This is a genomic window from Streptomyces nigrescens (assembly GCF_027626975.1).
In the GTDB taxonomy this organism is placed as follows: Bacteria; Actinomycetota; Actinomycetes; order Streptomycetales; family Streptomycetaceae; genus Streptomyces; species Streptomyces nigrescens.
The window spans coordinates 4,742,677-4,765,100 of record NZ_CP114203.1; the positions used below are offsets into that span (position 1 = coordinate 4,742,677).

A 22,424-nucleotide genomic window follows, 5' to 3' on the forward strand; every position below is an offset into this window, starting at 1 on the left:
TGACCGCTCCCTTCCGCATCTGCTTCGTCTGCACCGGCAATATCTGCCGGTCGCCGATGGCGGAGGCCGTCTTCCGCGCCCACCTCGCGGAGGCCGGGCTCGACGGCCTGGTCGAGGTCGACAGCGCGGGGACCGGCGGCTGGCACGAGGGCGATGGAGCCGACCCGCGCACGGTCGCCGTACTGCGCGCGGGCGGCTATGAACACGCTCACACCGCCCGCCAGTTCCATGCCTCCTGGTTCGACCGCCTCGACCTGGTCATCGCGCTCGACTCCGGCCATCTGCGCGAGCTGCGGCGCCTGGCCCCCACCGCAGGGGACGCCGCCAAGGTCCGCCTGCTGCGTGCGTACGGGCCGGGCCCGGCGACGGGCGCGACGGCGGACAGGGGCTCGGGCCCGGTGTCCGCCCCTGCCTCCGACCCGGCTCTCTCCGGCGATCTCGACGTACCCGATCCGTACTACGGCGGCTTCGAGGGCTTCGAGGAGTGCCTGGAGATGGTCGAGACGGCGAGCGAAGGCCTGCTGACCGCGGTCCGCGCCGCGCTCCCGGCCCGTACCGCCGTCACGGCCCGCGCCCCCGAGCACGACAACCGGCGCGCTGCCCGGGAACCGCATCAGCCGCAGCAGAAGGAGAGCGCATGACCGGCGACGGCACCCGCGCCGTACGAGCCGGGCTCCCGGAGCCCGAGGCCTATGAGCCGACCCTCCCCGGGCCGGTGTTCGCGGCCCACTACCACCTCCCCGGCGATGCCGTCGGCCCCTACACCTACGGCCGCGACGCCAATCCGACGTGGACCCGTCTGGAGCAGGCCATCGGCGAGCTCGAATCGCCGGACGAGAGCGCCCATACCGTGGCCTTCGCTTCCGGGATGGCGGCGATCACCGCGGTCCTCTTCTCCCAGCTGCGCTCCGGCGACGCTGTGGTGCTCCCCAGCGACGGCTATCAGCTGCTGCCGGCCGTCCGCACGCGTCTGGAGAGCTACGGCATCGAGGTCCGTACGGCGCCGACGGCACACGACGCACAGCTCGATGCGCTGGACGGCGCCCGGCTGCTGTGGATCGAGACGCCTTCCAACCCCGGCCTCGATGTCTGCGACATCCGGCGGCTGGCCGACGCGGCGCACCGCCGGGGCGCCCTGGTCGCCGTCGACAACACCCTCGCCACCCCGCTCGGCCAGCGCCCGCTCGACCTCGGCGCGGACTTCTCGGTGGCCAGCGGCACCAAGGCGCTCACCGGCCACGGCGACGTCCTGCTGGGCTATGCCAGCACCCGCGATGCCGCGCTCGCCGATTCCGTACGGCTGTGGCGCAAGACCGTGGGCGCGATCCCGGGCCCCATGGAGAGCTGGCTCGCGCATCGCTCCCTCGCCACCCTCGCGCTGCGTGTCCGCCAGCAGTCGGCCGGTGCGCTGGCGCTGGCCGCGGCGCTGGCGGACCGCCCGGAGGTCACCGGCCTGCGCCACCCCGGACTGCCGTCCGACCCGTCCCACGAGCTCGCCGCCCGGCAGATGCGCCCGGGGCGCTTCGGCTCCGTGGTGTCCTTCGTGCTGCCCGACAAGTCCTTCGCCGAGCGGTTCCTGGCCGCGCTGACCTTGGTCGACGATGCGACGAGCTTCGGGGGCGTACGGTCCAGCGCGGAGCGGCGGGCCCGTTGGGGCGGAGACGCGGTGCCGGAGGGCTTCATCCGCTTCTCGGTCGGCGTCGAGGAGCCGGAGGATCTGATCGCGGATGTCCTCCGGGCACTGAACGTGGCCGCACAGAACTGACCGGGACAACCAGGATCAACCGCACCATCGGGATGAGTCGAACAAGCGGGGCGCGCCGCCAGGTCCGGTACACCTGAAGTCATAAGGAAGGCCGGCAGGGTATCCCCCCTCGTCACCCTGCCGGCCTGCGGTTCCCATGGCCCCGAGTCCACGCGTTTCACGTGAAACCAGATGTTCCACGTGAAACCAACCGCTCGAACAAGGCTAGTTGACCGAGCGTCAGTGTCCAATCACGCTAGCGACACATCCCTATCGACAAATTTATAGTTGGCCCGCGACCAGGCTTCCGAGGGGCGCAGGAGGTATGCGATGGATCTGGCTCTGCTGCGCACCTTTGTCACGGTGCACCGGGCCGGCTCCTTCACCCGCGCCGCGGCGTTACTCGGCCTCTCCCAGCCCGCGGTGACCAGCCAGATCCGGTCGCTGGAACGCCAGTTGGGCCGCCCGCTCTTCCTCCGGAACGCCCGTGGGGTCACCGCCACCACCATCGGCGACGAACTGGCTCACAAAGTGGCGCCGCATCTGGACGCGCTCACCGAGATCACCGAGGCAGGCCTGGACCGGGACTCCGTCACCCGCACCCTCCATCTCGCCGGCCCCCCGGAGTTCCTCACCGAGCGCGCGCTCCCGGCGCTGACCCCGCTGATAGCCCAGGGCCTGTCCATCCGCACCGCCTTCGGGCCCGCGGAGGAGATGCTGACCGGTCTGGCGGCCGGCCACCACGATCTGGCCGTCACCACGACCCGACCGCGCGGCGGACTGCTCACCGCCACACCGCTGTGCGACGAGGAGCATGTACTGATCGCCGCGCCGCACTGGGCGGCCGGTCTGGGCGGCCCCGAGGCGCTGCAGGCCGGTGGCGTCCGCCTGCTGGACCCCGTACCGATCGTCGAGGTCCACGAAAGTCTGCCGCTGATCACCCGCTACTGGTCCGCGGTCTTCGACGCCAAGCCCACGGGCTCCGCCGCCGTGATCGCCGGCGATCTGCGGGCGGTGCTGTCCTGTGTCGCGGCCGGCGCGGGGCTCGCCGTACTGCCCCGTTATCTGTGCGCCGACGCGCTGGCCGACGGCGACGTCCTCACCCTGCTCGACCCGCCGGTGCCCCCGTTGCGGACCTACTTCCTGGCCGTACGGACCGGGACGCTCGGCCTGCCGCACATCGCACGGGCGCATGAAGGGCTGCTGCGGACCGCTGTCGACTGGTGACCGAGGGGCGAGGGTTTCACCAGGCCGTGACTGCGGCATCTGTCCCCTATGAACGAACGGCCAGTCGTCAAACGCACCGCCCGCGCGATTCTGCTCGATGGTGCGGACCTCGTTCTGATCAAGCGCACCAAGCCGGGCCGGGCCCCGTACTGGATCACTCCCGGCGGCGGCGTCGAGCCCGAGGACGCCACCGTCATCGACGCCCTCCACCGTGAGCTGGACGAAGAGCTGGGGGCCAAGATCAAGGACGTGGTGCCGGTCTTCGTGGACACCGTCGAGCACTTCAGCGACGGCGGGGTGGACGGCGTGAAGGTCCAGCACTTCTTCGTCTGCCGGCTCGACTCGATGGACCTCACACGCCGGCACGGCCCCGAGGTCGAGGAGCCCTGCGGGGACTACGACATCGTGCGGGTGCCCTTCACCCGCGTCGGCATCGCCTCCGTCGAGGTCGTACCGCTGTCGCTGCGCCACTACCTGGACGGCAACATCGAGGGCGTGCGGGCCATGCACGCACCCGACCTGGGCTGAGCGGACCGCCGAGCCACCGCGCCGGCCGCCGCGGCAGCGCCGTGTCAGCCGTCGCGCCGGTCGAACCATCCACGGAATCCGGCCTCGTCCTCGGACGGGCGACGGGGCTGGGCGCGGGCGAGCACCCGCTCCACCCGGTCGAGAAATTCCGCGTTCAGCTCCTCGACGAAATCCCCCCGGCCGGAGCCACCGGGCCCGGCGCCGTACGCGGGCTCGGCCCGTGCGGCACGGTGCACGCCGACCTGCGCGGGACCGCCGCCGTACACCGGGGCCGCGCCCTGATAGGCCGCCTCGCCCGTGTCCTCGTGGAGTCCGCCCCGAAGGTGCTCGTTCCCGCGCTCCGCGCGCCGGAACGGCGGCCGCTCACTCGACTCGGCCGCCGCGCCGAAGAAGTCGCCGCCCTTGCGCTTGCTGTCGTCGGTGCCCCATGCCCGCGCCCCGCGCTGCTGTGCCGGGACCTTCTGCAGATGCGGAATGTGCTTGGCGCAGTGGATGTACGCCTCTTCGACCTCGACCGTGACCCACAGCTGGGCCCGCCGCCCAGGGACCGGGTCGACCGGCAGACCGGCGTGCTGCGCCCGCATCTCCTCGTCCAGGACGACCCGCGCGCGGCCGTTGATGTGCAGCCCGATGCGGTCCCGGGTGAAGTCGATCATGAGGATGCCCAGGCGCGGGTTCTCCGAGATATTGCCGATGGACGCCATGACACCGTTGCCACGGTATTCCGGATAGGCCAGCGTCCGGTCGTCGAGCACCCGGACGAACCCCGGCGGGCCGGCCCGGAACGTCGAGTCGCATTCGCCGTGCCGGTCGGCCGTGGCCAGGAAGAACATCTCCTGCCGGGCCACGAACTCCTGCATACGGACGTTGAGATGGTCCAGGACCTGATCCCCGTAGAAGCGGTCGGCGCGCTCGGTCGTACCGAGTCTCTGCTGCACCAAGTGCTCGCCGTCGCTCCCGGGGCGTTCCTGCCGCGGCATACCCCACCCCTCCCCTGTCGGACCGAATTCGCCCTGTGCTGCCAAGACGTCAATCTCCTGCCGAGACCAGCTCTTCTATGGAGTCGTGCCGTATGCGGTCGGTCGGGATGCCGACTCCCACCAAAGCGTCCACACCGCTGCGGATCAACCCTGGCGGCCCGGAAAGGTAGGCGTCGTATTCCCGGAACGGCCCGTATTGCCGTACTGCGTCCGGAAGTTGTCCGGTTTCGCTGCTCGTCCCGCCACGCGCCGCCGGTCCGGTGGCGACGACCGGGCGGACGGACAGCCAGGGGTGGGTCTGTTCCAGCCGCAGCATGGTGTCGAGGTCGTAGAGATCATGGTCGCTGCGGGCGCCGTAGAAGACCTCGACGGGACGCCGGACACCGTGTTCCGCGACATCCTCGACCAGCGCCTTGATGGGCGCGATACCGGTGCCGCCGCCGACGCACAGCAGACCGCTGCGCGTCGTGTGGTCGACGGTCATCGAGCCGCCGGGGGCACCGAGCCGGATGACATCGCCGGGACGGGCGCGATGGACCATGGCGTTGGAGACCCAGCCGGCCGGGACCGCCTTGACATGGAACGAGAGCAGACCGTCGGAGCGGGGCGCCGAGGCGAAGGAGTAGTGCCGCCAAATACGCGGCCACCAGGGGGTTTCCACGCTGGTGTACTGCCCGGCGAGGAACGGGTAGGGCTGGTCGGGGCGGACCGTGACCACCGCGATATCGGGTGTACGCAGCTCGTGCGAGACGACCTCGGCCTGCCACCAGGCGGGAGCCACGGCCTCGTCCTCGGCGGCCGCGTCGATCATGATCTGCGAGATCGCCGTGTAGGCGCGTACCCAGGCGGCCTGGGTCTCCGGCCCCCAACTGGACGTCGCATAACGCGCGAGCGCGCTGAGCAGGCATTCGCCGACCGCCGGGTAGTGGTCGGGCTGGGTGCCGTATTTGCGGTGCCCGCGGCCGAGATTCGCGAGATACGCGGTGAGCACATCGGCGTCGTCGACATGCTGGGCCGCGGTGAGCAGCGCCTTGAAGAGCCGGTCGCGCTGGGTGTCCATCGAGGCGGGGAACAGCGCCCGCAGGTCGGGGTACTGGACGAAGAGCAGCGCGTAGAAGTACGAGGTGACCTTGTCGGCCACGGGCTCGATCTCCGCCATGGTGCGACGGATGAGAATCGCGTCGGGAGAGGCGGGGGTCGCGGAAGAGACCGAAGCGGTCAGAGCGTCGAGGGAGGGCTCCGGCGCGGGAGCGGCGGGACGGGCCTTGGGGGTGAAGGCAGAGGGCGCGGGGGCCGCGCTCTGGGCGGGCGGTGCCGGGGCGGCACTTCCCGCGGCGCGCGCCGATTCGTGTACGGGCTCGGGCTCCCGGCCGCGGACGGACTCGCGCTCCCAGGGCGGCTGACCGTCCCGGACCGGCTGACGGTCCCAGGAGGGCTCGGCCTCGCGGCGCGGCGATGCGTATGCCGGGGCGGCGTACCCGGAGGGGGCCGCGGTCTGCTCGGTGTAAACGGGGGCGGTGGGCGCTCCGCCCGCCTCGTGCCGAGACTGCGGAACCTGCGACGGCTCCGTCTCTCGCTCACGCTCGGCGGCGGTGCCTACCGGCCGGATCGGATTGACCGGCCGACTGGGTATGCGTTCCCGGTCGTTCCGCTCGTCTCTCTCGTTCCACTCGGGGTGATCTCTGTGGTCACCGCGATCGGAGTGTGCACTCCGGTCGTCCGGTTCGGCCCGGCCGTCCTGGCCTTGTTGCCGCTCCTGGCTGTTTTGCCGCTCCTGTTGTTCTGCGGAGGACTTCTTCGCCGGCGGAGTGAACCAACCCCAATCGCCACTGCTCCCGCCGGAAGAGCCGTTATCGGCCGACGTAGTGGTCGGAGCGTCCATGGTCTGCCTCGCCTCGAACGTCTTTCGGTCGTCTTCGCACTTCCGTGGATCGGAACTGCCCGGAATTCCCCCGCCCTGCCCCGGAATTCTTCATCGACTCAAGAGATTCCGGCAACTTCCTCCAAAGCGGACAAATCTCACTTCCCTGCGACAAGATGGAACAGATGCCGTGTCAGCAGCATGCCACTCCTCCTCATCACGATGGACAAATAGTCGGAAGTCCGGGTGTCACGGGCCGCTTCGCCGCTAGGCTGACGAGCTTTACCTGCCCTTCGCGCAGCCCCGGAAGCCCTCACTCCGCCAAGCCGGACTCGACCATACCGGCAGTAGTTGAAACCACAAGTCCTGATCTTGGAACACTCCGTGCGGCCCTTCCGATAACAGTGATCCTCCCCACAGAGTGCAATTTCAGCGCACACAGCGGACGAATCCTCCGCGGAAAGTTCGGAATTACCGGCCAGTACGCACCAGCTCGTATGCCTCGCGCAGATCACCTCCCGCATACGCATATGAGGCCAGGTCACTGACATGGTGATCCGCATTCACTGCCACCGACTGCGGAACCACCGCGAACAGTTCGGTGTCCGACAGGGAGTCGCCGTACGCCACGCAGTCGGCCCGGGTCAGCCCGTACCGCACACAGAGTTCATCCGCGATACGCACCTTCGCCGCCGAGGTGAGGATGCCGGCCGGATCCACCGCCTGCCGGATCGGCACCGCCGGCCAGCGGGAACCGTGCGCCGCATCGGCGCCCCAGGTGAGCAGCCGTTCCACAAAGAAGGCCGGGGACAGGGAAATCACCGCGCACCGTTCGCCACGGGCCCGGATATCCGCCCAGACCTCCCGGATTCCGGTCAGCCAGGGCGCACCGTCGAAGGCCGCGGCCACCTGAAGTTCGGTCAGCTCGGCGGCCCACAGCTCGCATGCCCGCTGGGCGAACTGCACGGGCGTCAGCGCACCCGCCGCAAATCCGCGTTCCAGCTCGCCGATCTCCCGGTCCAGCCCGAGCTGCCGGGAGATCTCGATAGCGGCCGCGGACCCGTAGAGCAGGGTCCCGTCCATGTCGAACAGATGCAGCTTGCTCATGGCCCCGGAGCCTAGGGCGCCCGACGGCGGGAAGCACGGGCGGGAGGGGGTATAGGTGCAACCGGGTTCTTACGACCCCAAATCCGACAAGGTGCGGCGCACCTCTCGGCGCCGTGGCTCGGGTATCTACTCAAGGGCGCGTACGTGCGGATACTCCCGCTGTCAGATGTACCGCGCGGCGTGGGGCGGGACCGTGACGGTATGCAGCAGCTCAGCCGCCCCGCCCGCCGGGCCGTCCTCGTCGTTCATGTCGCCGTATCCGTCAGCTGGCTCGGTCTCGCCCTCGGGCTGCTCACACTCGGCATCACCGGCTACACCACCGGCTCCCCCGAGATGACGACGGTCGCCTACCGGGCGATGAAGATCTTCGGTGACTGGCTGGTCCTCCCCATCGCCTTCGGCTCGCTGGTCAGCGGGCTGGTGCTGTCCCTGGGCACCGCCTGGGGGCTGGCCCGGCACCGCTGGGTCATCGTGAAGTTCTGGCTGACGCTCGTCACCGTGCTGCTGTCGGTCTTCTCACTCCGGCCCGGTATCAACCGCCTCGCCGCCGAGGCCGCCGCGGGCACCCCGGCCCCCGACATCAGCCTCGTCGTCGCGCCGGCGGTCGCCACGGTCACCTATCTCTTCGTCACCGCGATCTCCGTCCTCAAGCCCTGGGGGCCGACCGCACGCGGCAGCCGACTGCGCGAGGCACAGTCGGCCGAGGCCCGCGCCGGCCGGGCACGAAGGAGCGGCATCAAGGGCGCGGGCGTCCGCTAGCGGAGGGCGGGGCCGGCGTCAGCCGAGGTCGGCCTCGGCTATCGCTGCGGTGACGATCCGGTGGTCCTGGTCGGGGGCGCCGCCGCCGAAGCCGAGCGCGCCGATCAGCCGGCCGTCCCGGTGGAGCGGCACACCGCCCGCGATGAAGAGCAGCGGCCGGTCCAGCGCCGTGGGCAGTGTGTGGAAGAGCCCGTCGGGGCGTACGAGGTCGACGAGGTCGGCGGTCGGCGCGTCCAACTGCAGTGCGGTGTACGCCTTGCGGGTGCTGGTCTCCCCGGAGATCAGCACGGCCGTGTCGTCCCGCCGGAAGCCGAGCAGCTGGCCGCCCGCATCCAGAACGGTGACGCTGCCCCGCACCCCGAGGCCATCGGCGGCACGCACGGCGGCCTCGATCAGGGCATCGGTCTCGCGGGTGGTGAGGGGACGGACGGTGGGGGTGGGGGTAACGGTGGTGGTGCTCATGAGGTGGTCCTTTGGGTGTGGTGACGCCGGCCGGGCGGGTGGTGCGCGGAGCGCCGGTGATGCGGAGGGTGCGGTACGGACGCGGCCGTCAGCCGTGTACCGCCGGTATGGGCTCGTCGGCGACCACGCTTCCGTCGGCGACCACGCTCGGTCCGCCGGCGGCCACCACCTGGCCACGGCTCGTCTGACGCCGCTCCAGGACGGAGGCGAATATCGCCACCCCGAGCGCCGCGACGGTCATCAGCGCACCGACCCAGTTGGGAGCGGTGTAGCCCAGGCCGGCGGAGATGACGATCCCGCCGAGCCAAGCGGCCAGCGCGTTGCCGAAGTTGAAGGCCGCGATGTTGCCGGCCGAGGCGAGGGTGGGTGCCGAGGCCGCCTGGTCCATCACCCGCTTCTGCAGCGGCGGCACGGTGGCGAAGCCGAAGATGCCGATCAGCGCGATGGTGACGGTGGCGGCGGTCTTGTCGTGCGCGGTGAAGGTGAACGCGGCCAGCGAGAGCGCCAGACCGGTCAGCGACACGAACAGCATCGGCATCATGGCGCGGTCGGTGAAGCGGCCGGAGACCAGGTTTCCGCCGACCATGCCGAGACCGAAGATGGCCGTCAGCCAGATCACGGAGGACGGTGCGAAGCCGGTGACCTCGGTCATCATCGAGGCGAGGTAGGTGACGGCCGCGAAGACGCCGCCGAAGCCCAGGATCGTCATCAGCATGGCGAGGCCGACCTGCGGGTTGCGGAACACCGCGAGCTCGCTGCCCATGGGAGAGGCCGCCTTCGCCCGCTGCGCGGGGACCAGCTTGACGATCCCCAGCAGGCCGATCACGCCGAGCGCGGTGATGGCGTAGAAGGTGGTGCGCCAGTCGAAGTGCTGGCTGAGCATGGTGCCGGCCGGTACGCCCACGACGTTGGCGACGGTCAGACCGCTGAACATGAGCGACAGGGCGGTGGCGCGCTTCTGGGGCGCGACGAGGTCGGCGGCCACCAGCGCGCCGATGCCGAAGAACGCGCCATGCGTGAACGCCGCCACGATCCGCCCGGCCAGCATGATCCCGAAGTTGGGCGCCAGGGCCGTGAGCAGATTGCCCACGATGAACAGGCCCATCAGCAGTATCAGCATCTGCTTGCGGGTGAAGCGCGTGCCGAGCGCGGTCATCAGCGGCGCGCCGAGGACCACACCGAGGGCGTAGAGAGTGGTCGCGTATCCGGCGAGGGGGATGGAGACACCGAAGCCGGCCGCCATGTCGGGCAGCAGGCCCATGACCGCGAACTCGGTCGTTCCGATCCCAAAGGCACCGATGGCAAGCGCCAGGAGTGCGAGAGGCATGACGGATCCCTTCACATCATTGCGTCCGTCCTTTACGAGCGTCCACAATAATTGCAGACGCGGGTTAATTGCAAGCGCCGTATATTTCGGAGGTGGCCTATCCTGGTTGATGCGCCCATGAGGAGGTCTTCGATGACGCAGCAGACACGGGACAAGCGGGAGACGCAGAAGACGGCGGTCCCGCAGCCGGCAGCGGCCGAGCCCGGCTGCCCGACGGCCGAGCCCCCCGGGCTGGCGCAGGGCTGGTGCGCCCTGTCCGCACTGCACAGCCGCATCGAGTCACACATCGAGCGCGCGCTCCAGACCGCTCATGACCTCAGCGTCCGGGAGTTCTCGGTCCTCAATGTGCTCAGCGAGCAGCACGACGGACCGGGCGGTCATCTGCGGATGCACCAGGTCGCGGACTCCGTCGTGCTCAGCCAGAGCGCCACGACCCGCCTGGTCACCCGGCTCGAGGAGCGCGGGCTCCTCTCGCGCTACCTGTGCCCCGACGACCGGCGCGGCATCTACACCAACGTGACGTCCGATGGCCTCGCGCTCCTGGTGGAGGCCCGGCCCACCCACGACGGCGCCCTGCGCGAAGCCCTCAAGGACGCCGCGCAGCGCCCTGAGCTGGCACCCCTGGTCACCGCCGTCGAGACGCTCGCGCCGCCGCAGTGACGCTGACGGACGGATGAGGAACGGGCGGACGCCAGTACGGGCGGCGGGGCCGCCTGCCTGCCGCCCCCGCGATCACACGGCATAAGGTCGCGCCCATGAGCGATATCGAGATACGCCGCGCGACCGAATCCGATCTTCCCGCCATCGTCGCGATGCTCGCCGACGACCCCCTGGGCGCCAGCCGCGAGTCACCGGACGATCCGGCTCCGTACCGCGCCGCGTTCGAAGCGCTGGCCGCCGACCCGCAGCAGCACCTGGTCGTGGCCGTCCGCGCGGGGCGGACGGTCGGTACGCTCCAGCTCACCGTCATCCCCGGTCTGTCCCGGCGCGGCGCCACCCGCTCGATCATCGAGGGCGTACGGATCCACCGCGACGAGCGCGGCGGGGGTCTCGGCACCCAGCTCATCGAGTGGGCGGTCGCGGAATCCCGCACGCTCGGCTGCCAGATGGTGCAGCTCACCTCAGACGCGACCCGGATCGACGCGCACCGCTTCTACGAGCGCCTCGGGTTCGAGGCCTCGCATCTGGGCTTCAAGCTCCCGCTCTACTGATCAGGTCCGGCCGGAACCCGGCCGGACCTGATCACGTCTGGCGCGTACGCTCCCGCGCTCGGTGTGCCTTCTGCCGGCAGGCACCACCGCAGTAACGCGCGGGTCGGCCCGTGTGCGCCGCCGCGATCGCCGCACCGCACACCCCACACCGTGATTCGTTACGTTTCACCGGCTCGATTTCGAGTTCCGTTACGGCCCGCTCCGGCCGCAGCGCATCGCACATCAGCGCCGTCATCCGGCCCGGAGCCCCGCCCCCGGAACCGCTTCCCGGCACGGCCCGCTCCATCGAAAGACAGCCGACCAGCAGCGCCCTGAGATCCGCTATCCCGACGTCCTGCCGTACGGCGCCCGCCTCTTGGGCTCTCCTGAGCAGGACTTCCAGCGCGTCGTCGAAGTCCTGTCCGACTCCTGGCGACGGCTCGAAGCGGCCCGCGCCGGCCGCCTCCAGTGCGTCACACAGCGCCTTGTTCCGTACCGCGAGCCGTACCACCGAGGACAGAAAGCGAAAGAAGACCGCACCGGGATCCGGGACCTCTGCCAAGTCCCTTGCGGTGTCGGTGAACAGCTCGATCCGGTCCACGATCGTCGCCCTGAACAGGGCTTCCTTGGAAGGAAAATGGCGATAGACGGTCCCGGCACCGACCCCGGCGCGGCGCGCGATCTCGCCGAGCGGTACCCCCAACCCCTGTTCCTCGAAGGCGAATCGGGCCGCCTGGAGCACCAGCGCCCTGTTACGTCGCGCATCCGCACGGGAGGGCGTCACACCACCGTCCGTCACTGCCGGGCCTCCTGAGAAACGATTGACGCCGGGTCCGCGCGCCGGAATTCTAACCGGGTCGGTCATTCCGATTCTATGGGAAGGTTCCAGCATGATCGTTAATGGCTTAGTCGTCGCGGTGGCCGGATCCACGGGGCAGCAGGGCGGCGCGGTGGCCCGCCGGCTACTGGCGGACGGCTGGACCGTGCGGGCACTCACCCGCGATCCGACGAGCCCCGGAGCTCGCGCCCTGGCCGACGCCGGCGCGGACGTACGCGCCGTCGACATGGCCGACCCCGCCGCACTGAAGCCCGCGCTCGACGGCGCCTACGGCGTCTTCAGCGTCCAGCCTGCCTCCGGAGCCCCGGGTGCGCCACCGGACCACTCCTGGCAGGACGAGGTCGCCGCGGGCCGCAATGTCGCCGACGCGGCCGCCTCCGCGGGCGTACGGCACCTCGTCTACTCCTCCGCCAACAGCGCCCAACTCACGGACAACGCCCCCTGTGTACAAGGGTGTTTCACGTGAAACGACGCCGCTTCCCGGCATACACGTGGGGTCGTGTTTCACGTGAAACACGACCCCACATCGACAACCGTCTACAGCCAGGCGCCCGCTCGGCTCAGCCGGCGACCACCGCGTCCCACGCCGCGCCCGCCGCCTGGGCTACACCCTCGGCGTCCACGGACACGCCCTGGGCACGCAGCCCGCCCGCCAGCGCCGCCAAGGAGGCCGTGACCACCGCCCGGTCGGCGGCGCGGCCATAGTGGTTCACCCGGATCATCTCCTTGGCCAGCGCGCCCGCCGCGGCCTGCACCGGCACCGCAGTGTCCAGCGCGACCGCGGCGGTCACGATCTCCCTGGCGTCCACTCCCTCAGGCGCACGGAGCGTCGTGGCGACCGGCGCCGCGTCCTCCTCGCGCACGACATACGGAGTGAGCCCGCCCAGCGCCCGCACACCGGCCCGGGTCGCCGCGGCCGCCGCCCGGTGCCGGGTGAGGACCGCCTCCAGCCCCTCGGCCTCCAGACGGTCCGCGGCCTGCTCCAGCGCGAGCATCTCCAGCTGCGCCGGAGCGTGCGGAAGCGCGGTGCGTCCGCCGTCGATCCAGCGCTCCTTCCAGTCCAGCAGCGAGAGGTACGAGCGCCGCGGAGCCTGCTCATTGGCGGCGATCCGCTCCCAGGCGCGGGCGCTGACCGACACCACCGACACCCCGGCGGGCCCGGCCATCGCCTTCTGTCCGCCGATCACACAGAGGTCCACGCCCCACTCGTCGGTGAGCAGCGGCTCGGCGCCCACCGAAGCGACCGCGTCCAGCATCAGCAGCGCGCCGTGCTCCCGCACCACCGCACCGATCTCGGCCACGGGGTTGGTGTTGCCGGTGGCTGCCTCCGCGTGCACCAGGCTCACGAAGTCGATCTCGGGGCGCTCGCGCAGCGCCTCCGCCACCTGCTGCGGAGCGACCGCACCCGTGAACGGCGCGGCGAGGGTGACCACCTCGGCCCCGCAGGAGCGCAGCCAGCCGCCGAAGGTCTCGCCGTACGGACCGGTGACGATGTTGAGCGCGGTGCTGCCGGGCCGCACGGCCGAGCGGATGCAGGCCTCCAGGGGCAGCAGAGCCTCGCCCTGCATCGCCACGACATCGCCACGGGTACGCATCAGCGCCCCGACCTTGTCCTCGATCCGCGCGAAGCGGGCGGCGGTGAGCGGCGGCAGATCGAGCAGGTCCGGGGCGGCGGAGTTCGCGGTCGGGTCAGACACGGCAGTCACAGGGCCTTCCAGCGGTAGCGAGCCGGCTCGGCGCGGCTCCTGACATCTGGACCGACTGTACGTCCGCGCGCCGCGCCCCCGCCGTACGGGCCTCAGACCCGCCAGCCCTCCGGATCCACCCCGCCGGGCACCGGCGCCGACGGCTCGTACGGACCGCGGGTGAACACAAAGGTGCCGAGATCCAGATGGCTCACCGCACCGTCCCGGTCCCGCCTCACCCGGAGCGTCTCGCCCGCGTAGTAACCGTCCAGCCCGGTCCATGTGCCGTCCTCCTCAGCCCGGAACCGCGAGGAGCGCCCCTCCCCGGACAGCGGGGTGAGCTCCAGCCCGCGCTCGGCCCGCAGCCGCAGCGCATGGGGGTTCGCGCCCCAGTACCAGGGCCCGGTCAGCGCCAGCAGCTCCGGATCCAGCGGCCCGGGCAGCGGACGCCAGGGCTCGGGGATCCTGGGCTCGTGTGCGAGGACGATCCCGGTGAGATCGGCGGCGAGAGCCCCGGCCGCCGGGCCCGAGGTGCAGTTGGTGAGGACGACACCGGCCACGTCCTCCTCGGTATCGGCCCACAGCGCCGCCAGGAACCCGGGCATCGAGCCCTGGTGCCCGACCAGCAGCCGCCCATCCCTCCGCAGGAGCTGCACTCCCATCCCGTACCCCGCATCCCAGGTACCGCTCTCCGGCGGTACGGCCGGTGTCCGCATCTCCGCCAGACTCGCCGCACCGAGCACTCGCGCATCGCCCCTCAGCAGGAACGCCGCCCACCGGCACAGGTCCTGGAGCGTCGACCACAACTGCCCCGCCGGGCCCATCAGGCCGGTGTCCTCGGCCGGCTCCGGCAGCAGCGCGTCGGCCCACGGGTGCACCGCCCAGCCACTCGCGTACGGCTTCTCCGGCCGTAGCGTCGTACGGTCCATGCCCAGCGGTTCCAGGACCTCGCTCCGCAGCACCTCGCCCCACGGGACACCGTCCCGCAGCCGTTCGACCAGTGCGCCGAGCAGTGCGTAGCCGACGTTGGAGTAATGGTGCCGCCGCCCGGCCGGCAGCCGCTGCGGGCGCTCGTCGAAGAGGTCGGCCGGCTCGGACCGCAGCGCGCCCGCGGTCCGCTCCCACCACGGCCCGCGCGGCTCGGCCGCCAACCCCGAGCTGTGGGAGAGCAGTTGCGCGATCGTCGCGTCCGGCACCGGAGTGCCCTCCAGATGCCTGCCGACGGGGTCCTCCAGCCGCAGCAGCCCCTCGTCCCGCAGCCGCAGCACCAGCACGGCGACAAAGGTCTTGGTGAGCGAACCGATCCGGTACTGCACATCGCCGTGCGGTGCCTCCCCCGCCACCGCGCCCCGGGCCCCGGTCCACACCGCTCGTCCGTCGCGGACGACCGCACCCGTCATCGACGGCGCGCGCCCTTCGGCCTGCCCGACCGCCAGCCGGTGCAGCAACGCCCGCCGTGTCTGCGGCAGCAGCTCCGCGAACTCGTCGGGTGTACCGACCGCGCCCGGTCCATGGCCGACGGGCTCGGGACGGGGAAACTCCGTGGACTGTGCGATGGTCATGGCGCTCCTCAACAGCGGATCCGACTCGGCCGGGCCCCATCCTCGCCGTCTCACCGCAGCGCTGCCGACCCGATCACCGCGCCCAGTTCGGCCTGCTCGTCCGCCGGCAGCCGGCGGGCCGCATGCACCATGTGGAGCGCGGACCGCAGCCGCACGCGGTCCGCGGCCGTTCCGAGGTATCCGAGGTAGGCGGGGAGCGCCAGTCCCAGTGCCATGAGCTCGCCCCGCGCACACCACCGCGACACCAGCTCCCGCACCCGCCCGTCGACCGCCTCGTCGAGGCTCCGCGGCATCCCTCCCGCACCTGCTCCGTCCTCCCCCGCGGAGTCCTCGCGCGCGGACTCGTGAGCGGAGTCCTCGTGAGCGGAGTCCTCGTGAGCGGAGTCCTCGTGGGCGGAGCCCTCGCGCGCGGAGCCCTCGTACGCACCGGCCGTGTCCCGCAGACCCGCCGCGATCGCGATGCGGTTCCAGTCGCCGTACTGGCCCTCGGGGGCCTGCTCCACCCGCTCCGCGGCGCGCAAGAAATGCGTATGCGCCAGGGCCGGCCGGCCGAGCTGCCGGCAGGCGTGCCCCATGTTCAGATGCAGCGACGGATAGAACCCGGCCACCCGCTCGTCCCCCACCCGGTCCGCGCGGTCCAGGCACTCCTGGTTCCAACGGAGCGTCTCCTCGGGCGAGTTCTGGTACCGTGCGAGGTAGTGCGCGGCGATGCATGCCTCGTAGTCGTCGGCAGCGCTGTCCCAGGCCTGCTGGAAGAGCGTGCGTGCCGCCCCGGCCCGTCCCTCCGCCTCGGCCTGCATCCCCGCCACGCACAGTCGCACCACAGGCAGTTCCGGATCCACCGGTCCGCTCCCCTCATCCGTCCTCAGTCGTCGGTCAGGTGACATCAGCCGTCGGTACGCCGGCATCGGAAGCGCCCGCCCCGGCGCCCTCGCGCACCGGCATCACCAGCGTCGTGAAACTCCCCTGGTCGGCGGAGCGGACCAGGACGGGCCGGTCCGGCGCAGCGATCTCCAGCAACACGTCCGGCCCCACCCCGGCCTCCAGCGCGGGCACCAGTACGGCCGGATCGAAGGCGATCCGCAGCCGCGGCCCGGTGCGCACCACCCGCATCCGGACGGGTTCCCGGCCCCCGCCCGTCACCTCCAGCACCGGCCCGGCCGCGAGATCCGCCGCGTCTCCCTCCGTGTCCGGAACCGTCGAGCCACCCACGTCCGGCCCCGTCGAGCCGCCCGCGTCCGGAACCATCGAGCCACCCGCGTCCGCCGCGTCCCCCTGCCCCGCGTCCCCCTGCCCCGCACCGACCGACAACGACACCGGCCCCGCCCGCCCGGTCACCGCGTCCCGCAGCCCCACCCGGTCGACGATCACCCGATGCCGTCCCGTCTCCAGGCCCTCCAGCATCAGCCGGTAGTCCGGGAACCCACCGGGCCCCTCACCACCGCTCCGCCCCTGCCCGGCGCCCTCCGGCACCTCCCGGCAGTCCGCCCCGCTCCGCAGCCGGACCCCCTCCACTTCTCCCGCGCACTCGATGTCGACCGTCACCTGCCGTACGGCCCACTCCGCCAGGCTCCGCGCCGTCTCCGCGGCGATCAGCACCCGCCGCGGACCGCCCTCGAACCCGTCCGGCCGCAGCACCCGCACCGCCAGCCGATAGCGGTCCGTCGCCACCCAGCGCACCTCGCCGTCGACGAGTTCGAGCAGCACACAGCCCAGCACCGGAAACTCCTCCCGGGCCGCCCCGGTCGCGGCCGCGGGCGCCACCTGCCGTACCGCACTGGCAAGTTCGGCACCGCCGACCCGCGCCCGCGCCCGGACCCCGCGGTCCTCCCGGGCGCCGGCCCCCTCCCGCAGGAGCCCCTCCACCACGGCCCGCGCCTCGTCCGCCGTCCGTCGTGTGCGCTCCAGGTGGGCCCGCAGCACGTCACGCGCCGCGCCCTCGGAACCGTCCAGCACCACCGCGGCATCCACCAGCGGCAGCCCCGCCGCACGCAACTGCCGCAGCTTCACCGCCCGCGGCGCCTGTCCCGCCCCGTAGCGGCGGTACCCCGTCACGGCATCCACCCGCGCCGGCCGCAGCAGCCCGCAGTCGTCGTAGAACCGCAGGGCACTCGGCGCGAGCCCCACCCGGCGCGCGAAAACGCCGATGGTCAACAGCTGTTCGGTGTCGTCCATGGACGCGATTGTGGAGCTTCGACCAGCCTGAAGGTCAACACCGGGAAGGCGGCCCCGAGCTGCGCAAACGGGCCCGCCGCGGGGCACCGCTTCAGGCGGTCAGATCAGCGGCGCTCCGGAACGTCCGCCGGTAGGCCAGCGGTGCCACCCCCACCGCACTGTGCAGATGCTGGCGCAGGGAGGTCCCGGTGCCGAAGCCGGCGTGATGGGCGACGAGGTCGATCGGCCAGTCCGTGGTCTCCAGCAGATGCCGGGCACGCTCGATGCGCTGTCCGGCAAGCCACTGACCGGGGCTCATCCCGACCTCGTCGCGGAAACGCCGGGTGAGGGTGCGCACGCTGACCCGGGCGTGCACGGCGAGATCGGTCAGGGTGAGGGGCTCGTCGAGACGCTCCAGGGCCCAGGCGCGGGTGGCGGCGGTGCCGCCCGCCGAGGGCTCCGGCACGGGCTGCCGGATGAACTGGGCCTGTCCGCCGTCCCGCCAGGGCGGCACCACGCACAAGCGGGCCACCTCATTGGCGACGGCGCTGCCGTGGTCACGGCGCACGATGTGCACACACAGATCCACTCCGGCGGCCGCGCCTGCCGAGGTGAGGACATCGCCGTCGTCGACGAACAGCACATTGGGGTCGACGCGAACGGTCGTGAAGAGGCGCTGCAGCTGGGTGGCCTCCCGCCAGTGCGTGGTGGCCGGCCGGTGATCGAGCAGCCCGGCGGCGGCCAGGACGAAGGAGCCGGTGCAGATGGCCACCATCCGGGTGCCGGGCCGGACCCGCTCCAGCGCCGCCCGCAGATCATCGGGCAGCCGGCCGCCCTCGCGGAGCGTGGCCTGCCCATGGGAGGGCGGGATGACGACGGTGTCGACATGCGCAAGTACGGAGGCGTCCTCGGCGACCGCGATGTCGTAGTCGGCATCGGTGCGCACCGGGCGCCCGTCCAGGCTGCAGGTGACGACGGAGTAGAGCGGCTCGCCGGTGGCGCTGCACGCGGCACCGAAGATCCGTGCGGGAATCCCCAGCTCGAAAGGGACGACCCCGTCCAGGGCGAGAACACCGACGCGATGCATGACCCGATTCTTTCAAACGTTGGCCATCTGGACACCGCCGGGCGCCCGGCCGCCGCGGAAAGCTGGCAGCACCTCGGGAAACGCGGCCGCCGGGCGGCACGCAGACCCGCTCCCCGCCATAGGCACGTACGAAGGAGACACCATGTCCGAGACCGGGACCCCGCAGATGCGGGCCGTCAGCCAGGACACCGCCGGAGGCCCTGAGGTCCTCAAGGTGATCACGACCGACCGGCCGGTGCCCGGCCCCACGGAGATCCTGGTCCGGGTGCATGCCGCGGGCGTCAATCCGGCCGACTGGAAGACGCGGACCGCCGGCCGGTTCCACAACGGCAGCGAGCCGCCGTTCACCCTGGGATTCGATGTCTCCGGTGTGGTGGAGGCGGTCGGCCTCGGCGTCACCCTCTTCGCGCCGGGCGACAAGGTCTTCGGCATGCCGCGCTTCCCGCACCCCGCCGGGGCCTACGCCGAGTACGTCACCGCCCCGGCGCGCCACTTCGCCCACCTGCCCACAGGCCTGGACCACATCCAGGGCGCCGCCCTCCCACTGGCTTCACTGACCGCCTGGCAGGCCCTGGTCGACACCGCGCAGGTACAGCCCGGCGCACGGGTGCTGATCCACGCCGCGGCGGGCGGCGTCGGCCATCTCGCGGTGCAGATCGCCAAATCCCGCGGCGCGTATGTGATCGGCACCGCCCGGCGGTCCAAGCATGACTTCCTGCGCGGTCTGGGCGCCGATGAGGTCATCGACTACACGGAGCAGGACTTCGCGACGGCGGTACGCGACGTCGACCTCGTGCTCGACACCATCGCCGGCGACTACGGCGCCCGCTCGCTGCGCACCCTGCGCCCCGGCGGTTCACTGATCTCGATCCTGCCGCTGGACGACACCTTCCCGGCCGACCGGGCGCGCGAGGCGGGGATACGCGCGGCGTTCGTCCTCGTCGAGCCCGACCGGGCCGGCCTGCAAGCCGTCGCCGAGCTGGTGAACACCGGAAAACTGCAGGTCAACGTCGACACGGTCTTCCCGCTTGAGGACGCCGCGAAGGCCCACGCCCTCGGCGAGACCGGCCGCACCACCGGCAAGATCGTCCTCACGGTCGCGCCCTGACGGCGGTCACTGCTCCAAGGCCCCCTTCCCACCTGCGGCGACGGTGCTCCCGCCCGTGCCGGCCGCGTGCGACAGAACCCTGACCGCAGGGCGGGAAGGGCGGCTACCGTGCAGGGGTGACCGGTTCTGCCCAGCGTCCGCTCCTCTTCCTCGACGTCGACGGGCCACTCATCCCCTTCGGGTCGAGGCCGGGCGGCCATCCGACGTATCGGACCGGCCCCGCGGGGCCGGTGGCCGACGGGAATCCGCTGCTGGCCAGGATCAATCCCGCGCACGGCCCCCGCCTGCTGGCGCTCCCGTGCGACCTGGTGTGGGCCACGACATGGATGTCCGAAGCGAACGAGTGCATCGCACCGCGGATCGGCCTGCCGGAGCTGCCACTGGTGGCCTGGCCGGAGCCGTCCGACGAGGACGAGCCGGGCGGCCTGCACTGGAAGACCTGCACCCTCGTCGACTGCGCGGACGGCCGGCCGTTCGTCTGGGTCGACGACGAGATCACCGATGCCGACCGGGCCTGGGTGGCGGCACACCACCCGGGACGCGCACTGCTTCATCGCATCGACCCCCGGCAGGGCCTCGCGGACCCGGACTTCGCCGCCCTCGACGCGTGGTTGCGCGCGGGCTGACCGCCGACCTGTGGGAGGGGCCTCCGCCGGCGCTCTTCGTCGGCGGGCCCCAGAGCCGGTGAAGCGCAGCCCGGCGCAGCACGCCCCGACGCAGCACGTCTCGGTGCAGCACGCCCCGCATGTAAACAGACCGTTCAAAACACATAGTTGACAACGAGTCACACCCCATTCCATCCTGGCCGCATGCCTTCCACTCCAGATCAGTCCGCAGACGTCTTCACGCCCTCGCACCCGGAACAGGCGCGCGCACGCCGCGTCCACGCGTCCCTGTTCCGCATCGCCGAGCGGCACGCGGCCACCGACGGGCAACGCCGCAGGCAGGTGCATCCGTCGGTCATCGGACCCCACGAAGCCGTCAGGCTCGTGTCGTTCCTGCTCAGCGGAGCCGCGCTGCCCGAAGACGGCGAGCCGGAGGTGGACCACGCCGACATCACCGCCGCGCTGAGCCTCGTCCCGCTGGCCCGCGGTGAAATGGACGAACTGGAGGCAGGGCTCCTCCAGATGGCACGGGGTCGCGGCATGACCTGGCAGGAGGTCGCCTTCGGCCTGGGGCTCGGCACTCCACAGGCCGCCCGGCAGCGCTACGAACGACTGATCGGCCGTACGGCGACCGACGCGGAGGAGGACCGCGAGAACGGCTGAGACCGAACGCAGAAGGCCGGGGTTCCCGCTCGCCGAGACCGGCCGACCCCTTTCCTCGGGCGCCCCACCGCAGCTGTACGGGCAACAACTCGCCTGCTCACAGGCCGAGACGGAGGCCCTGACGCTCGACGGAGTACATCACCTGGGGTGCATCGAATTCCGTGAAGCTGTCGATGTGCCGCATGCCGATGGCTTCAAGGAGCCGGCACGAGCGGACGTTGGCCTCTTGGGTGACCGCGATGACCGACGGGTTGTCCGAGGAGACGGTCTCCAGGGCCCAGTCGACGACGGCGGCCACCGCCTCGCGGGCATATCCGCGTCCCCAGTACTCAGGCAGGAAGAGGTAGGACACTTCCCGACGGCCGTCGAAGCGGGATTGCGGATCGACCGACACGGAGCCGATCACAGGCGCCTCGTCGCGTGTGGTCACGCTGAACAAGTGGGGACGGCTCGCGAAGTGCTCCTGGTACAGCGCGAGCTTCTGTTCCTCCACCGGACCGCCGAGGAAGCGCCGGACCTCAGGGTCCGTGCAGAGCCGGGTGAACTCCTTCACGTCAGCGGATTCCGCGGGACGCAGCAGGAGCCTGGCCGTGCGGATACGGGCGGGCCAGGAATTCATGGCAGGTAACGAAGACATGCCCCGAGCTTCGCAGCCAACGGACGCCTCGGCCCCACCGTTGGCCCTGAATTCGTGTAGCTCTCAGGTTTGTTCTGCCGACAGTGAAGACCAGCCCGACCGGGCTCGACGATCACTACAGTCCAGCCTCATGACGACGGTCACCACACGCACGGTCGAATACCCGGCTGACGGCCTCACGATGATCGGGCACCTCGCGCTCCCCGCCGGTGTCGACCGCCGGCCCGCGGTCCTGATCGGGCCCGAGGGAATGGGGCTCAGCGACGTGGAGCGCCGCCGAGCCGATGCCCTGGCTGAGCTGGGGTACGTGGCGCTGGCCTTCGATCTCCACGGTGGGCGCTATGTGGGCGACCCCGAGGAGATGCTGGCCCGTTGCATGCCGCTGCTCGCCGACCCCGACCGGATGCGGGACATCGGCCATGCGGCGCTCGACGTGTTGCGCGCCGAACCGCGGACCGACCCCGACCGGATCGCCGCTATCGGCTACGGCACCGGGGGCGCCATCGCGCTGGAACTCGGGCGCGACAGCGTCAATTTGCAGGCGATCGGGACGGTCAACGCACTGACCACGGGCCGGCCGGGCGAGGCGGCGCGCATTCGTTGCCCCGTCTGGGCCGGGGTCGGATCGGAGGACCCGATCATGCCCGCTGAGCAACGGGACGCCTTCGCCGCCGAGATGCAGGCCGCGGGCGTCGACTGGCGCCTCATGGTCTACGGCGGAGCGCTGCACGCCTTCCACCACCCACCGGTCGACCACGCCGCGCCCCCCGGCGTCGGCTACCACCCGCAGCACGCGCAGCGAGCCTGGCGCGACATCGTCGACCTGCTCGCCGACTGCCTGCCCGTAGTGGAATGAGCCAGAGCGTCAGGACTGCCCTCGTCATGACGCGACACTCGTCA

At 71.4% G+C, this 22,424-nt stretch carries 24 protein-coding genes; 12 read left to right on the plus strand and 12 right to left on the minus strand.

Translation table 11 applies throughout. The features are described 5' to 3' along the window. Nucleotides 1-56 precede the first annotated feature (56 nt). The 4 genes from STRNI_RS21175 to STRNI_RS21190 all read left to right on the plus strand — a co-directional run bounded on the left by STRNI_RS21175 (nt 57) and on the right by STRNI_RS21190 (nt 3,499). On the plus strand, nt 57-641 hold the full coding sequence (locus STRNI_RS21175; RefSeq protein WP_381844180.1) for a low molecular weight protein-tyrosine-phosphatase: 585 nt from the start codon (nt 57-59) through the stop codon (nt 639-641). Then, nucleotides 638-1,765 (plus strand): cystathionine gamma-lyase, encoded by a 1,128-nt coding sequence (locus tag STRNI_RS21180; RefSeq protein WP_274737101.1) that lies wholly within the window; start codon nt 638-640, stop codon nt 1,763-1,765. Before STRNI_RS21175 ends, STRNI_RS21180 begins: the two co-directional genes overlap by 4 nt. Nucleotides 1,766-2,074: 309 nt before the next feature. Next, nucleotides 2,075-2,971, plus strand: coding sequence for a LysR family transcriptional regulator (locus STRNI_RS21185; protein WP_266438659.1), 897 nt, complete (start codon nt 2,075-2,077; stop codon nt 2,969-2,971). A gap of 48 nt (nt 2,972-3,019) precedes the next feature. After that, a complete protein-coding gene (locus tag STRNI_RS21190; RefSeq protein ID WP_018092145.1) occupies nt 3,020-3,499 on the plus strand; it encodes an NUDIX domain-containing protein in 480 nt (159 codons plus the stop codon). Between the two features lie 44 nt (nt 3,500-3,543). On the opposite strand, the gene STRNI_RS21195 is transcribed toward STRNI_RS21190, so the two are convergent. The 3 genes from STRNI_RS21195 to STRNI_RS21205 form a co-directional block, all read right to left on the minus strand. Then, nucleotides 3,544-4,479 (minus strand): pyridoxamine 5'-phosphate oxidase family protein, encoded by a 936-nt coding sequence (locus tag STRNI_RS21195; protein WP_277411811.1) that lies wholly within the window; start codon nt 4,477-4,479, stop codon nt 3,544-3,546. A gap of 49 nt (nt 4,480-4,528) precedes the next feature. Then, nucleotides 4,529-6,361, minus strand: a complete 1,833-nt coding sequence (locus STRNI_RS21200; protein ID WP_277411812.1) for a globin domain-containing protein — start codon at nt 6,359-6,361, stop codon at nt 4,529-4,531. A 450-nt stretch (nt 6,362-6,811) separates the two neighbouring features. Continuing rightward, a complete protein-coding gene (locus tag STRNI_RS21205; protein WP_018092142.1) occupies nt 6,812-7,447 on the minus strand; it encodes an HAD family hydrolase in 636 nt (211 codons plus the stop codon). A 201-nt stretch (nt 7,448-7,648) separates the two neighbouring features. On the opposite strand from STRNI_RS21205, the gene STRNI_RS21210 reads away from it, so the two are divergent. Next, a complete protein-coding gene (locus tag STRNI_RS21210; RefSeq protein ID WP_277411813.1) occupies nt 7,649-8,206 on the plus strand; it encodes a DUF2269 domain-containing protein in 558 nt (185 codons plus the stop codon). 18 nt (nt 8,207-8,224) lie between these two features. Here STRNI_RS21210 and STRNI_RS21215 read toward each other — a convergent pair whose 3' ends face one another. Then, the gene (locus tag STRNI_RS21215) at nt 8,225-8,668 is read right to left on the minus strand and encodes a GlcG/HbpS family heme-binding protein (protein ID WP_159487350.1); all 444 of its coding nucleotides are present in this window, start codon (nt 8,666-8,668) and stop codon (nt 8,225-8,227) included. Nucleotides 8,669-8,756: 88 nt separating this feature from the next. Then, on the minus strand, nt 8,757-9,995 hold the full coding sequence (locus STRNI_RS21220; RefSeq protein ID WP_277411814.1) for an MFS transporter: 1,239 nt from the start codon (nt 9,993-9,995) through the stop codon (nt 8,757-8,759). A gap of 132 nt (nt 9,996-10,127) precedes the next feature. Between STRNI_RS21220 and STRNI_RS21225 the strand changes: the two genes are divergently transcribed. Together STRNI_RS21225 and STRNI_RS21230 are read left to right on the plus strand one after the other, a co-directional pair. Beyond that, the gene (locus STRNI_RS21225) at nt 10,128-10,655 is read left to right on the plus strand and encodes a MarR family winged helix-turn-helix transcriptional regulator (RefSeq protein ID WP_018092138.1); all 528 of its coding nucleotides are present in this window, start codon (nt 10,128-10,130) and stop codon (nt 10,653-10,655) included. Between the two features lie 95 nt (nt 10,656-10,750). Continuing rightward, on the plus strand, nt 10,751-11,206 hold the full coding sequence (locus STRNI_RS21230; RefSeq protein WP_274737095.1) for a GNAT family N-acetyltransferase: 456 nt from the start codon (nt 10,751-10,753) through the stop codon (nt 11,204-11,206). A 31-nt stretch (nt 11,207-11,237) separates the two neighbouring features. Here STRNI_RS21230 and STRNI_RS21235 read toward each other — a convergent pair whose 3' ends face one another. Continuing rightward, complete coding sequence (locus tag STRNI_RS21235) at nt 11,238-12,077, minus strand: TetR/AcrR family transcriptional regulator (protein ID WP_277411815.1); 840 nt, start codon at nt 12,075-12,077, stop codon at nt 11,238-11,240. Between STRNI_RS21235 and STRNI_RS21240 the strand changes: the two genes are divergently transcribed. Next, nucleotides 12,076-12,489 carry an NmrA family NAD(P)-binding protein gene (locus STRNI_RS21240; protein WP_277411816.1) on the plus strand — a complete coding sequence of 138 codons (414 nt, stop codon included), beginning with the start codon at nt 12,076-12,078 and terminating at the stop codon, nt 12,487-12,489. The two genes, STRNI_RS21235 and STRNI_RS21240, sit on opposite strands and share 2 nt — an antisense overlap. 94 nt (nt 12,490-12,583) lie before the next feature. Here STRNI_RS21240 and STRNI_RS21245 read toward each other — a convergent pair whose 3' ends face one another. The 5 genes from STRNI_RS21245 to STRNI_RS21265 all read right to left on the minus strand — a co-directional run bounded on the left by STRNI_RS21245 (nt 12,584) and on the right by STRNI_RS21265 (nt 18,511). After that, nucleotides 12,584-13,720, minus strand: coding sequence for a pyridoxal-phosphate-dependent aminotransferase family protein (locus tag STRNI_RS21245; protein WP_381844182.1), 1,137 nt, complete (start codon nt 13,718-13,720; stop codon nt 12,584-12,586). A 101-nt stretch (nt 13,721-13,821) separates the two neighbouring features. After that, complete coding sequence (locus STRNI_RS21250; protein ID WP_277411818.1) at nt 13,822-15,270, minus strand: serine hydrolase domain-containing protein; 1,449 nt, start codon at nt 15,268-15,270, stop codon at nt 13,822-13,824. Between the two features lie 50 nt (nt 15,271-15,320). Next, nucleotides 15,321-16,112 carry a hypothetical protein gene (locus tag STRNI_RS21255; protein ID WP_277411819.1) on the minus strand — a complete coding sequence of 264 codons (792 nt, stop codon included), beginning with the start codon at nt 16,110-16,112 and terminating at the stop codon, nt 15,321-15,323. A gap of 34 nt (nt 16,113-16,146) precedes the next feature. Beyond that, nucleotides 16,147-17,445, minus strand: a complete 1,299-nt coding sequence (locus STRNI_RS21260; protein WP_277411820.1) for a MerR family transcriptional regulator — start codon at nt 17,443-17,445, stop codon at nt 16,147-16,149. A gap of 91 nt (nt 17,446-17,536) precedes the next feature. After that, complete coding sequence (locus tag STRNI_RS21265) at nt 17,537-18,511, minus strand: GlxA family transcriptional regulator (RefSeq protein WP_277411821.1); 975 nt, start codon at nt 18,509-18,511, stop codon at nt 17,537-17,539. 142 nt (nt 18,512-18,653) lie between these two features. Between STRNI_RS21265 and STRNI_RS21270 the strand changes: the two genes are divergently transcribed. The 3 genes from STRNI_RS21270 (at nt 18,654) to STRNI_RS21280 (ending at nt 20,887) form a co-directional block, all read left to right on the plus strand. Further along, entirely contained in the window at nt 18,654-19,619 is a 966-nt protein-coding gene (locus STRNI_RS21270; RefSeq protein ID WP_159487370.1) for an NADP-dependent oxidoreductase, read from the plus strand. Between the two features lie 116 nt (nt 19,620-19,735). After that, entirely contained in the window at nt 19,736-20,245 is a 510-nt protein-coding gene (locus STRNI_RS21275; protein ID WP_018092128.1) for an HAD domain-containing protein, read from the plus strand. Between the two features lie 183 nt (nt 20,246-20,428). Further along, on the plus strand, nt 20,429-20,887 hold the full coding sequence (locus STRNI_RS21280; protein WP_018092127.1) for a hypothetical protein: 459 nt from the start codon (nt 20,429-20,431) through the stop codon (nt 20,885-20,887). A 97-nt stretch (nt 20,888-20,984) separates the two neighbouring features. Here STRNI_RS21280 and STRNI_RS21285 read toward each other — a convergent pair whose 3' ends face one another. Then, nucleotides 20,985-21,524: a GNAT family N-acetyltransferase gene (locus STRNI_RS21285; RefSeq protein ID WP_229838120.1), complete on the minus strand. Its 540-nt coding sequence runs from the start codon at nt 21,522-21,524 to the stop codon at nt 20,985-20,987. Nucleotides 21,525-21,654: 130 nt separating this feature from the next. Here STRNI_RS21285 and STRNI_RS21290 point away from each other — a divergent pair, with 130 nt between their 5' ends. Next, on the plus strand, nt 21,655-22,380 hold the full coding sequence (locus STRNI_RS21290; RefSeq protein ID WP_159487374.1) for a dienelactone hydrolase family protein: 726 nt from the start codon (nt 21,655-21,657) through the stop codon (nt 22,378-22,380). The last annotated feature ends 44 nt before the right edge of the window (nt 22,381-22,424 follow it).